8 protein-coding genes are annotated in these 12,612 nt (G+C 61.0%); 1 reads left to right on the plus strand and 7 read right to left on the minus strand.

Annotated elements, in window-relative coordinates; translation table 11 throughout:
• Nucleotides 1-149: 149 nt before the first annotated feature.
• From U5G49_RS22700 to U5G49_RS22730, 7 genes are all read right to left on the minus strand, one after another.
• Nucleotides 150-350 carry a hypothetical protein gene (locus U5G49_RS22700; protein ID WP_018244284.1) on the minus strand — a complete coding sequence of 67 codons (201 nt, stop codon included), beginning with the start codon at nucleotides 348-350 and terminating at the stop codon, nucleotides 150-152.
• Nucleotides 351-671: 321 nt separating this feature from the next.
• A complete protein-coding gene (gene dnaJ / locus U5G49_RS22705) occupies nucleotides 672-1,799 on the minus strand; it encodes a molecular chaperone DnaJ (protein WP_018244285.1) in 1,128 nt (375 codons plus the stop codon).
• A gap of 86 nt (nucleotides 1,800-1,885) precedes the next feature.
• On the minus strand, nucleotides 1,886-3,802 hold the full coding sequence (dnaK, locus tag U5G49_RS22710) for a molecular chaperone DnaK (protein WP_018244286.1): 1,917 nt from the start codon (nucleotides 3,800-3,802) through the stop codon (nucleotides 1,886-1,888).
• 384 nt (nucleotides 3,803-4,186) lie between these two features.
• The gene (locus U5G49_RS22715; RefSeq protein WP_193446481.1) at nucleotides 4,187-6,541 is read right to left on the minus strand and encodes a transglycosylase domain-containing protein; all 2,355 of its coding nucleotides are present in this window, start codon (nucleotides 6,539-6,541) and stop codon (nucleotides 4,187-4,189) included.
• Nucleotides 6,542-6,752: 211 nt separating this feature from the next.
• Entirely contained in the window at nucleotides 6,753-6,974 is a 222-nt protein-coding gene (locus U5G49_RS22720) for a hypothetical protein (RefSeq protein WP_018244288.1), read from the minus strand.
• A 545-nt stretch (nucleotides 6,975-7,519) separates the two neighbouring features.
• On the minus strand, nucleotides 7,520-8,188 hold the full coding sequence (locus U5G49_RS22725; protein ID WP_193446480.1) for an SH3 domain-containing protein: 669 nt from the start codon (nucleotides 8,186-8,188) through the stop codon (nucleotides 7,520-7,522).
• Nucleotides 8,189-8,588: 400 nt separating this feature from the next.
• Nucleotides 8,589-9,977, minus strand: coding sequence for a M20/M25/M40 family metallo-hydrolase (locus tag U5G49_RS22730; RefSeq protein WP_026188576.1), 1,389 nt, complete (start codon nucleotides 9,975-9,977; stop codon nucleotides 8,589-8,591).
• Between the two features lie 214 nt (nucleotides 9,978-10,191).
• Between U5G49_RS22730 and U5G49_RS22735 the strand changes: the two genes are divergently transcribed.
• The gene (locus U5G49_RS22735; RefSeq protein WP_193446479.1) at nucleotides 10,192-12,576 is read left to right on the plus strand and encodes a bifunctional diguanylate cyclase/phosphodiesterase; all 2,385 of its coding nucleotides are present in this window, start codon (nucleotides 10,192-10,194) and stop codon (nucleotides 12,574-12,576) included.
• Nucleotides 12,577-12,612 lie beyond the last annotated feature (36 nt).

Genomic DNA, 12,612 nt, shown 5'->3' on the forward strand with positions numbered 1-12,612 from the left:
GGGCAATGGATTCCCACCGAAAGCACGACCTGTTCAAGGTCTGGATGATCTCGGACCGATGCGGGTGTACAGCGGTTTTGGAAGGACGACGTGCCTCAAGGCGAAGACCGGGAAGCAGGTCGCCCGGTTCAGGTTCAATGCCGCGCGCTTCAGTGAATCTCGCATTCGTGCAGCGCCATCAGCAGATCGTCCTGCGTCTGGTGGCCGGCATGATAGAGGTCGATCGCGATGTTGGCGATTGAAAGGCCCTGCTGGCTGCGAAGCTTGATGTTGCGCTCGGCGCACCAAGTGTAGATGGCGCCGGCGAGAACGTCGACGTCTTCGGACTGAGAGGAAAAGGCTGGCGCCATGGTCGATACCCTTGGTTTGGTTGTCCCCCGCTAGAGCGCCGCGCTAAGGACGCTCTATCGCTTTGATTTGGTGCATAACCCCAAAAGGAGATTCCGATCTTCGGAGTTATGCGCTGACCGCAGAGACTGAATTCATTTGGAAAACTTGCAAGCGGCATCATCTGGCTGCGTTAACGCAAGCCGTCTTCCCGCCTGCCGCCGTATCGATCCGGGACAGATTGGCCGGCGCGGGCGGCGAATGTCGCAAATCAGGATTCCTGGAACAAAAAAACCGGAGACGTTTCCGTCCCCGGCTTTCGAAATGGGCGTGTCGATTGCGGCTCAGCCTTCGAAGAATTCCTTCATGCGGGCAAAGAAGCCCGTCGATTCCGGATTGTTCTCCTTGGAGGAAAGCTGCTCGAATTCCTGAAGCAGTTCGCGTTGGCGCTTGGTGAGTTTTTGCGGCGTCTCGATCTGGATCTGGATGTAGAGGTCGCCCGTCTGGACCGAACGCAGCACCGGCATGCCCTTGCCCTTGAGGCGGAACTGTTTGCCGACCTGCGTGCCCTCAGGCACGGTTACGCGCGACTTGGTGCCGTCAAGCGTCGCTACGTCGAAGGTTCCGCCGAGCGCGGCCGTCGTCATCGAGATCGGAACGGCGCAATAGAGATCGGCTCCGTCGCGCTGGTAGAATTCATGCGGTTTGACGGACAGGAAGATATAGAGATCGCCCGCTGGTCCGCCGCGGGCGCCGGCTTCGCCTTCGCCCTGCAGCCGGATGCGCGTGCCGTCCTCGATGCCCGCAGGAATATTGACCGAGAGCGAACGCTCTTCCGTCACCCGGCCCTGGCCGTGGCACTTCGGGCAGGGATCGGGAATGATCTGGCCGCGGCCGTGGCAGGTCGGGCAGGTCCGCTCGATCGAGAAGAAGCCCTGTGCCGCGCGCACGCGCCCCGTTCCCTGACAGGTGCCGCAGTTCTTTGGCTGCGTGCCGGGCTTGGCGCCCGAACCCGTACAGACGTCGCAGGTGATCGAGGTGGGAACGCGGATCTGCGCCGTCTTGCCGGAGAAAGATTCTTCCAGCGTTATTTCCATGTTGTAGCGAAGATCGGCGCCACGCTCGCGGCCGCCCGACGAGCGCTGGCGAGCGCGCCCACCACCCATCATTTCGCCGAAGATATCCTCGAAGATGTCTGAGAAACCGCCGCCGGCAAATCCGCCTCCACCACCGCCCATACCGCCATGCTCGAAAGCCGCATGGCCATAGCGATCATAGGCCGCCCGCTTCTGCGGGTCCTTGAGCATCTCGTAAGCTTCGTTGATTTCCTTGAACTTCCGTTCGGCGTCCTTGTCATCCGGGTTTTTGTCCGGATGAAATTTCATCGCCAGTTTGCGGAAGGCGCTTTTCAGCTCTTTCTCGTCCGCCGACTTGGCTACACCCAGAGTTTCGTAAAAGTCCGCTTTTGCCATTAAGGATTAAACCCCGGAAATGGATTTTCCGGCTGCCATGGTGAGCAGCCGGATCAGGTGTTGAAGCATAACCACGCCGTCGCGGATTACGCGGACTTCTTGCGGTCGTCGTCCTTGATTTCCTCGTAGTCGGCATCGACGACATTGTCGCCGCCTTCCGCGGAGGCATCGCCAGCAGCGCCGCTTTCGGCCTGCTGTGCTTCATAGATCGCCTGGCCGAGCTTCATCGACACTTCCATCAGCGTCTGGGTCTTGGCCTTGATGTCGTCGGCATCGGGCTCCGACGCTTCCGACGCCGTCTTCAGCGCAGCGATCGCATCCGAGATCGCGGTGCGGTCGGCCTCGGAAACCTTGTCACCGTAATCCTTCAGCGACTTTTCCGAGGAATGGATCAGGCTTTCAGCCTGGTTCCGGGCTTCGACGGCCTCGCGGCGCTTCTTGTCTTCGGTGGCGTGGGCTTCGGCATCCTTCACCATCTTCTCGATGTCGGCGTCGGAAAGACCGCCGGAAGCCTGGATGCGGATCTGCTGTTCCTTGCCGGTGCCCTTGTCCTTGGCCGAAACCTGCACGATGCCGTTGGCGTCGATATCGAAGGTGACTTCGATCTGCGGCATGCCGCGCGGCGACGGTGGCAGACCAACGAGGTCGAACTGGCCGAGCAGCTTGTTGTCGGCAGCCATTTCACGCTCGCCCTGCGAAACGCGGATGGTCACGGCCTGCTGGTTGTCTTCGGCGGTCGAGAAGGTCTGGCTCTTCTTCGTCGGGATCGTCGTGTTGCGTTCGATGAGGCGGGTGAAGACACCACCGAGGGTCTCGATGCCGAGCGACAGCGGCGTCACGTCGAGGAGCAGGACATCCTTGACGTCGCCCTGCAGAACGCCGGCCTGGATGGCAGCACCAAGCGCCACCACTTCATCCGGGTTGACGCCCTTATGCGGCTCCTTGCCGAACAGCTGCTTGACGACTTCCTGTACCTTCGGCATGCGGCTCATGCCACCGACGAGAACCACTTCGTCGATTTCGGCAGCGGTGACACCGGCATCCTTGAGCGCTGCCTTGCACGGCGCGATCGTGCGCTGGACGAGATCGTCAACCAGGCTCTCGAGCTTGGCGCGGGTCAGCTTCAGCGTCAGATGCTTCGGGCCGGAGGCGTCGGCCGTGATGAACGGCAGGTTGATTTCGGTCTGCTGCGAGGACGAAAGCTCGATCTTTGCCTTTTCCGCAGCTTCCTTGAGGCGCTGCAGGGCAAGCTTGTCGTTCTTCAGGTCGATGCCGTTGTCCCTCTTGAACTCGGCAACGAGATATTCGACGAGACGCATGTCGAAGTCTTCACCGCCGAGGAAAGTATCGCCGTTGGTGGACTTCACTTCGAAGACGCCGTCGCCGATCTCGAGGATCGAAATATCGAAGGTGCCGCCGCCAAGGTCGTAGACGGCAATTGTCTTGCCTTCTTTCTTGTCGAGGCCGTAGGCGAGGGCTGCAGCGGTCGGCTCGTTGATGATGCGCAGAACTTCAAGACCAGCGATGCGGCCGGCATCCTTGGTTGCCTGGCGCTGCGCGTCGTTGAAATAGGCGGGAACGGTGATAACGGCCTTCTCGACCTTTTCGCCGAGATAGGATTCGGCGGTTTCCTTCATCTTCTGAAGGATCATCGCGGAAATCTGTGCGGGCGAATAGCCCTTGCCATTGGCTTCGACCCAGGCGTCGCCATTGTCGCCCTTGACGATGGTGAAGGGAACGAGGTGCTTGTCCTTCTCGACGGTCGGATCTTCGTAGCGGCGGCCGATCAGGCGCTTGACCGCAAAGAGCGTGTTCGTCGGGTTGGTGACTGCCTGGCGCTTGGCCGGCTGGCCAACGAGGCGTTCGCCATCATCGGAAAATGCCACCATGGAAGGGGTCGTGCGTGCACCTTCCGCATTCTCGATAACCTTCGCGTCCTTGCCGTCCATGACTGCGACGCAGGAATTCGTCGTTCCAAGGTCGATACCAATTACTTTTGCCATGTCATTCTCTCCTTGAAGCAAGCTGTCGGAACCCCGAGAAGGCATTTCCCTGACAGCCCCTTACGGGATGGGTCTACTTGCGATTACGCAATCGTGATTGCGGTGATGCGGCGTATATAAGGAGCGGTTTTCTGGACTGCAAGGCGAGAAATGCCCCGGAATCCAGCAAAACGAATGTGTTGCGTTCAATTTTTACAGTAGCCGGGAAAGAGGTCGCCCCATGTCCGGAAAGCGGCCGATTTTTAGAGCATGTCGCGCAAAACTGTGAAGCGGTCTTGCGACGACGACATGCGTAAAACAAAGACCTAAAGCGCGAGGAGCGACTCTGAAAGATCGCAATGCGCTTTAGAGCATTGGGCTTGTGTTGGACGTGCAGCAAAGATCTCACTGGCCCATGATCAGATCGAGCAGCGTCGTGCGCCGCGGCTGGACGGAAGAGGTTGTCTGCGCGCCTCCGACATCCCCGGGTGGCACCACGCCCTCATAGTTCGAGCCGCCGCCTTCGGCAATGTCTGCTGGCGGAACCGGGCCATTGCCGGAGCTTGCCGCCTGCTGCCGGACTGGCGCTTGCGGATAGCGGTTTGCATTGTCGTCGCCGCCGAAGACGCCGGAAATGATACCGCCGATCGTCGACGGCGGCGCCTCGGCCGTCATCGGTTGCCCGCTGCCCAGCTGCCCATCGCCCGTTTGTCCATCACCAGGGGCTGCCTGCGCCATCGGCTGACCATTGTTCGGATCGCCGATCAACTGGCCGTTGCCGAAGAGCGGTGCCGGCGAAAGACCCTTGTGGGCGGCGATCATGAATTCCTTCCAGGCCTTGGCGGGCAGGCCGCCGCCGGTCACCTTCTTCATCGGCTTGCCGTCGTCATTGCCGAACCAGACACCCGTGGTGAGATTGCTGGTGAAGCCGACGAAGAGCGCGTCGCGCGAATTCTGCGTTGTGCCGGTCTTTCCCGCCGCCTGCCAGCCGGGGATCTTGGCGCTCTTGCCGGTGCCGTTGTCGATGACGCCCATCATCATGGCATCCATCTCGGCGACGATCTGCTCGGAGAGCACGCGCGGCGGGCTGTCATAGGTATTTTCGTAGAGAACCTTGCCCTCGGCAGTCGTCACCCGGCGAATGACGTGCGGCGTCGCCTTGTAGCCGCCGTTCATGAAGGCGGCATAGGAGGCGGTAAGTTCCATCAGCGACACCTCGGACGTGCCGAGCGCGATCGAGGCGTTCGGCTGCAGCTCGCTTTCGATGCCGAGCCGGTGGGCAAGCTTGATCACCTGATCCGGCCCGTCATACATCACCAGCTGGGCGGCCACCGTGTTCAGCGACTTGGCCAGCGCGGTCGCCAGCGTCACTTCGCCATTGTATTTCTTCTCGTAATTTTCGGGCGTCCAGTCGCCGATCCGGATCGGCGCGTCGTTGAACACCGAATAGGGCGTCAGCCCCTTCTCGAGTGCTGCGGCATAGACGAAGGGCTTGAACGAGGAACCCGGCTGGCGTTTGGCCTTGACGGCGCGGTTGAACTGGCTCGTCGCATAGTCCCTGCCGCCGACGAGCGCCCGGATCGCGCCGGTGCCGTCGATCGAGACGAGGGCCGCCTGCGAGGCGTCGAGCTTCCCGCCCTCCTTGTCGAGCACGTCGACCAGCGATTGCTCGGCCTTCTTTTCCAGCGACTTGTCGATCGTCGTATCGACGATGACGTCTTCCTTGACGTCGCCGATCAGACCCGGCAGCTCGTCCATCACCATGTCGGCGACATAGTGCCCGGCGCCCGACCAGTAGCTCTTGGCCGAGGCCGGGGTCTGTGACATCGCCGTCTTGACCTCGGAATCGGTGATGAAGCCCTGTTCGCGCATTGCTGCGAGCACGAGTTGGGCGCGGGCATTCGCCGCGTCGGCATCGCGGGCCGGCGAAAGCCGCGACGGCGCCTTGAGCAGGCCGGCCAGCACCGCGGCCTCGCCGAGGTTCACGTCACGCGCCGATTTGTTGAAGTAGCGGCGTGATGCCGCCTCGACGCCATAGGCGTTCGATCCGAAGAACACCCGGTTGAGATACATCGCAAGGATCTGGTCCTTGGTGTATTTCTGCTCCAGCCACAGCGCGAGCAGCACCTCCTGCACCTTACGTTCCAGCGTCCTGTCCGGAGAGAGGAAGAGGTTCTTGGCAAGCTGCTGCGTCAGCGTCGAGCCACCCTGCACCATGTGGCCGGCCGTGAAGTTGGTCACGATCGCCCGGCCGAGGCCGAGCGGATCGACGCCGAAATGCGAATAGAAACGCCGATCCTCGATGGCGATGACGGCTTCCGGAATATAGGGCGACATGTTTTCGAGCGACAGCGCCTCGCCGCCGGTCGCGCCGCGATTGGCGATGACGCTGCCGTCGACGGCGGTAATCTTCACATTCGGCGGCCGTTCCGGGATCGCCCATGTGCTGGCGCTCGGCATGCGCGAGCCATAATAGACCACAAGCCCGGCAACGCCGATGCCCGCCCAGATGAAAAGCACGACGCACCAGTAGATGACGCGGCGCAGGAATCCGAAAAACCCGCCGCCTTCACGCTCCCGCGGCTCGCGCCGCCGCCGGGGGGCTGCACGTTGCGGCGGGGGTTTCGAGCCGCCGCGGCGCTGGGATCGGCCTCCGGCAATGCGATCGTCGGCATCGAGCGAGAATTCGTCATCGTCGCGCGCCGGGCGGCCGCTGAAGGACGGTTCTATTCTGTCGCCTGATCTGCCTCTGCCTGCCATCGCGGACCGGTCACACCCCATGTTCGATCGCGAAGCCAGCTTCGCATAACGGTGCTCTTCTCCAGCGCCGCGCGTCTTTTCAGACGCGCAAAGGACGCTGGAGCACTTTGAGTGCCGCCGTGATCATCCGACTGAACTGTAAATGCGGCGATTTAACGGGGTGTTAATAATGGAAAGTAAAGCAGATCGCGCCGGGAGACAGCATTGGCCTTCAGAACTGCCGGGCCTCGTAATCGTCGAGCGTTTCCGGGTCCTGCTTATATTCCCACTCGCCCAGATGAAAGCGGCGCCAGATCTGGCCGGAAGGGTTGAGGCTCGCCCCATCGGTGAGGCGCACAGGCAGGATAGGGTTGTGTTTATGCCAAACGGTAACATCTGTGGCGGCTGCCCGAGGGGCGAAAAGCCCGAAGAAAGCCAGGTAGTCTTGCGTCATCAGGGTCCAGCCTCGAACGGATTAAAATCAATCCGCAACTTCACAAAACTGCAATAAAGAATCCTGCAAAACAAGAGCCTCGCGATGGCTTCACATCAAATTGTCGGTGAGCGCATTCGAGGATCGATGCTTCCCCCGCGGTTCCTGTCTTGCGCTCGCCGGCGAAGCGGCGCGCGTCGTGAAAACAAAGGCCCCGAAGTGCGTGGCGTGAGTTACGTGCGATACGACGTGGATTACCGCGCCGCGCGTCTTTTCGAGAAGCGCAAAGGACGCTGTAACACTTTGAATTACTGCATAATTTCGTCCTTAAATTCGATTCCGATTTAAGGAATTATGCAGGAGGCGGAACCAATAGGCTCCGCGATTGTTTAAGTACAAGCGGGACAACCCCTCACGTCCCGCGCATGATCGGCCGTCTCCCCTCAACACGCGCCGATCGACATCAGGCCCGGTGCATCCCTCATGGGAGCGCCGGGCTTTTTCTTGGGTGTTTTCCCTTGGCTTCAAGCCTCGGAAGAGGACGGCGCTGCCGTCCCCTTTCTGTTTCATTCGTCGCAGGAGGGATCGCCGGGGCGGCAATCAAAGTCCCTGCGGTCGGGCCTGCGATCATCGCCTCTCCGGTCGTCCCTCTGCCGTTCACCTCTTTGCCGATCGCCCCTCTGCCGATCGTCCCTTTGATTGTCGTCGCGCCAGTCACGATTGCGGTCGCGCCCATCTCGGTCGCCATCCCGCTCGCGCCAGTTACGGTCGCGATCCCGGTTATCCCGATCGCGATCGCGATCCCGATTGTCGCGGTCGCGATAGTAATAGTCCGGGCCGCGGCTCCAGCGGTCACGGTCGCGATAGAAATCGCGGTTGCGGTAGTAGCGGTCCCAATAATTGTCGACGCTGAAGCGAATCATCGGAATGCCGAGCGGACGGTAATATTGCGGGCCGACATAGACGCGGCGCTGCTGGTAGGAGGCCTGCACGTACTGGCCGGAAACCCAGCCGCGGCCGCCGTAGAATTCCACGTCGCACCAGTTGACGTCGGAAAGGCATCCGCGGATTTCGACGGAAGAACCAGCCGGGATGACCGCGACGGCAGGATAACGGGTGCTCGGACCCGCACGCATGTTGACGTTCGCCGTCGAGTAGCCCTCGGCAGCCTGCGCTACGGCAGGCGCCAGCATAAGCAGGCCGACCGCTGCGATTTTAACAAAGAGATTTCTCACGCTTCTCAGTCCTTGTTGGCACGTTTTTCAGGCAGCGCTGGGCCGCGTTTCCTTGGCATATGCCACTGAAACAAAAGATAGACGGATCGCCCGCAGGTGTTTAGGGTGTTATCATTCGTCTTATCTTTCAATGGCTTATATGTCGCTCGCGATGAACGTAGCTTGAACGGCGAAATGTCTGTCAGCGCCCTTGAGCCGCGAGTGGTGCTTCCGGCAAGGGCGGGCACTGTTAACGGTCCGTTAACCTTTCGGCGGCAGTCTCATTGCAATACCCGCTTGCTCCTTGACCACGGATGAACTGGCACTGAGATGAGCGGATGACGAAAGGCCGGGTCGAACCGGCCTTTTTGTTTGTCGCGACTTTGCGTGGCGCATCTTGATGGAAGGTGCGCCTTTTCCATCAGGCAGCGAGCGACTGAAGAATCCGCACCCAGGAGCGGATGCCCTTGTGGTAGGAGATAAGCTCGTATTTCTCGTTCGGCGAGTGGATGCGATCATCGCTGAGGCCGAAGCCGACGAGCAGCGATTCCATGCCGAGCATCTTCTGGAAATCCCCGACGATCGGGATCGACCCGCCCATGCCGATGACGATGGCGGGTTTCGGCCACTCGTCGGAAAGCGCGTTCTTCGCCTTGGTCAGAACCGGCGAATCATAGGAGAGATGAATTGCCGGCGAGCCGCCATGCGGATGGAACTCCACCGAGCAATCGGCGGGAATCTTCGAGCTGATATAGCTGCGGAAAGCCTCGCGGATGGCGGCCGGATCCTGCGTGCCGACAAGCCGGAACGAAACCTTGGCCGAAGCCTTGGCGGCGATCACCGTCTTGAAGCCTTCGCCGGTATACCCGCCCCAGATGCCGTTGATTTCGGCGGTTGGCCGGGCCCAGGTGAGTTCCAGCACCGAACGGCCCTTCTCGCCGGATGGAATGGAAAGGCCGACTTCGCCGAGGAAGCTCTCTGCGGTCTTGCCGAGCGTCTCCCATGACGCCTTGATGTTGTCAGGCGTCTCCTCGACGCCTTCATAGAAGCCGTCAAGCGTGATGCGGCCCGTCTCGTCATGCAGGCCGGCAAGAGCCTCGACGAGAATATGGATCGGATTGGCCGCCGCGCCGCCGAAGAGACCGGAATGCAGGTCGCGGTCCGCCGCCGTCACGATCACTTCCTCGCCGACGAGGCCGCGCAATGCTGCGGCGATCGCTGGCGTGTCGCGGTCCCACATGCCGGTATCGCAGACGAGCGCATAGTCGGCCTTGAGCTCGGCGGCATTGGCTTCGAGAAAAGGCTTCAGGGATGGCGAACCGGATTCCTCCTCGCCCTCGAAGAGAATGGTAATGCGGCAGGGAAGCGCGCCGTTGATCTCCTTATAGGCGCGGCAAGCCTCGACGAAGGTCATCAACTGGCCCTTGTCGTCGGAGGTGCCGCGGCCGGTCAGGATCTTGCGGCCCTCGCCGACATCCTTGATCGATGGCTCGAACGGGTCGTTTTCCCAGAGTTCGATCGGATCGACCGGCTGAACATCGTAATGGCCGTAGAAGAGAACATGCGGCGCATCGGCGGACGCGCCGGCATGATGGGCGACGACCATCGGATGGCCTGGTGTATCGCGCACCGAGGCCGTAAAACCGAGCGTCCCGAGATAAGCGACGAGCCATTCCGCAGCCTTTCGGCATTCGGCTTTGTAGGCGGGATCGGTGGATATCGACTGGATGCGCAGAAGCTCGAACAGCTTGTCGAGGCTCGATGGAAGATTCTGATCCGCGCGCGCAAGCACTTGACGTACATCGGTCATTTTCGACTCCTTTTTGAAATTCGGCCGGACGATAGACCAAACCAGATAGGCAGGCGAGGCGGAAAAACAAAAAATCGGCGGCGCGAAAGACCGGCGGGGCATAGACTAATATCAAGAAGATTTGCTGGATAATATAGAAGAGAATTCTAATTCAATTTACCGTTATTTAGCATAACCTAAATAGCCTGACCGAATTCAGCTGTGCGAGGTTCGGATGTTTTCGGTCATTACATGTATTCGGGACAACCACGATTGGCGGCTGGTGCTTGCGGCCGCCGCGGTCTGCCTGGTCGGCGCTACGGCGGCTATGCTGCTGCTTTCCCGCGCCCAGGAATGCGATGCCGGGCGGCGCAAGCTCTGGATCGGCGCCTCGGCTTTCGCTTTCGGTACCGGCGTATGGGCAACGCACTTCATCGCGATGCTGGCCTATGACGGCGGCATGCCGATCGGCTACCAACTGGGCCTGACGACGCTTTCTTTCCTCCTGTCGGTTGTCGGTTCGTGGGCGGCGATCCTCGTCGCTTCGGAAAGCCGCGGCAGATTTTCTCGCATACGCGGCGGCGTCCTGATGGCGCTCGGCATCGCCTCTATGCACCTGACCGGCATGCAGGCGATCGAAACGCAGGCGGTCATCCTTTATGATCCCTTGATGACGCTGAGTGCGGTTCTCGCAGGAGCGCTGTTGTCGGGCGCCGCCTTCCACGCCTTTTTCCAATTGAAGGGACTGAGGCGGCTCCTCGCCTCGTCAATCACTTTCGTCCTCGCGATCTGCGCTCTCCATTTCATCTCGATGGCTAGCATCACACTCGTGCCGGATCCCGGCAAGCAAGTTCCGGCAACGGTGCTCGACGCCAGCCTGCTTGCTGTGATCGTCGTGGTGGCGGCGACGACGCTCATTCTGATTGCCCTCGCGGTGGTCTTTATCGAAAGCCACCTGACGGATCTGAGGGGGCTTGCGAATGCCTCGCAGGAAGGGCTGCTGATCCTGCGGGAAGGCCGGATCATCGATGCCAATGAACGCTTCCAGGGGCTTTCCGGCTGGAAGCTTGCCGATCTCGCCGGCAAGGCGCCCTCGGCTGTTTTGTCTGCTATTCAGGGAACTGGGCAGAACAGACCCAGCGAGACGCTGCTCAACACCAGGAACGGCAGGGAGATCGCCGTCGAAGTGACCGCGAGCAGGATCGTCTATCGCGGGCACAATTGCGAGGTGCTGGCGGTGCGTGACCTCACCGAGCGCAGGCAGGCCGAGGAGATGATCGAGCATCTCGCCCACCACGATGTGCTCACCGATCTGCCGAACAGGTCGCTGTTCGACACCCGCATCCGGCAGGCGCTGCAGATGGCTGAACGAAAGAACAGCGAGGTTGCCCTCTTCTATCTCGACCTCGATCGCTTCAAGGCCGTCAACGACATCTTCGGTCATGCCGAAGGCGACCGCATTCTCCGCAAGGTCGCCTCGATCCTGCGCCGCGTGGCCGATGAGAGCGATACGGTCGCCCGCCTCGGCGGCGATGAATTCGCCATCATTCAGCCCGCCGGGCAACAGCCGGCGGCGGCGCAGAAGCTTGCGGCTGATATCCTCGACGAATTCGCCGCCGAAATGGACACGGCGCGTGACCCCACAGCCGTCGGCGTCAGCCTCGGCATCGCACTCTATCCCGCGGATGGCGCTGCCGCTGAAGAACTCTGCAACAATGCCGATACTGCACTCTACCGCGTCAAGCATGACGGTCGCGGCAAGGTCTGTTTCTTCGACGCGGAAATGGACAAGGCGGCACGGAACCGCCGCCAGATCGAAAGCGAACTGCGCCATGCGATCTCCCGCAACCAGATCCATGTCAGCTATCAGCCGATCCTCGATGCGCAGAGCGGCGAGATCGGCGGCTACGAGGCCCTGATGCGCTGGAACCGGCCAGGTTACGGCCTGACCGAGCCCGATATCTTCATCCCGATCGCCGAGGAAAGCGGCTCGATCGTCCAACTCGGCGAATGGGTGTTGCTGCAGGCCTGCAGGGAGGCCGTGCGCTGGCCGCTGCCGCTGATGATCGCCGTCAATCTCTCACCGGTGCAATTCATGCTGCCGAACCTCTGTGAGCGGATCGAGTCGATCCTCGCCGAAACCGGGCTTGCGCCCAGCCGGCTGGAACTCGAGATCACCGAGGCGGCCCTCATTCGCGATCGCGACCGGGTGATGACGACGCTGCTGCGGCTGCACAAGCTCGGCGTGCACATCGTCATGGATGATTTCGGCACCGGTTTTTCCTCGCTGTCCAACCTGCGTTCATTCCCTTTCGACAAGATCAAGGTCGACCGCAGTTTCACCGGCGTGCTGGAACATGATGCGTCGGCACGCTCGATCGTGCGCGCCATCATCGGCCTTGGTCATAGCCTCGGCATGCCTGTCGTGACGGAGGGCGTTGAAACCGAGATACAGCGCCGGATCGTCGTCGAGGAAGGCTGCACGCAAGTGCAGGGCCTTTTACTCGGCAAGCCGGATATCGAGCCGAGCGTCAAGCTTGCCGCCGACGAAAACGTCCTGACCATGCAGATCGAAACCGGCGTGTCCCTATTGCGACGCGCACAGCGTGCCGGCGAGTGATCTTACAGCGCCGCGCGTCTTTTCAGACGCGCAAAA

The organism is Rhizobium indigoferae (assembly GCF_034554815.1).
Classification (GTDB): Bacteria; Pseudomonadota; Alphaproteobacteria; order Rhizobiales; family Rhizobiaceae; genus Rhizobium; species Rhizobium leguminosarum.

Excerpts from the sequence above, each read along its gene's own strand:
- U5G49_RS22700 (WP_018244284.1), bottom strand. The coding sequence starts at position 350 with ATGGCGCCAGCCTTTTCCTCTCAGTCCGAAGACGTCGACGTTCTCGCC.
- dnaJ (WP_018244285.1), bottom strand. The coding sequence starts at position 1,799 with ATGGCAAAAGCGGACTTTTACGAAACTCTGGGTGTAGCCAAGTCGGCG.
- dnaK (WP_018244286.1), bottom strand. The coding sequence starts at position 3,802 with ATGGCAAAAGTAATTGGTATCGACCTTGGAACGACGAATTCCTGCGTC.
- U5G49_RS22715 (WP_193446481.1), bottom strand. The coding sequence starts at position 6,541 with ATGGCAGGCAGAGGCAGATCAGGCGACAGAATAGAACCGTCCTTCAGC.
- U5G49_RS22720 (WP_018244288.1), bottom strand. The coding sequence starts at position 6,974 with ATGACGCAAGACTACCTGGCTTTCTTCGGGCTTTTCGCCCCTCGGGCA.
- U5G49_RS22730 (WP_026188576.1), bottom strand. The coding sequence starts at position 9,977 with ATGACCGATGTACGTCAAGTGCTTGCGCGCGCGGATCAGAATCTTCCA.
- U5G49_RS22735 (WP_193446479.1), top strand. The coding sequence starts at position 10,192 with ATGTTTTCGGTCATTACATGTATTCGGGACAACCACGATTGGCGGCTG.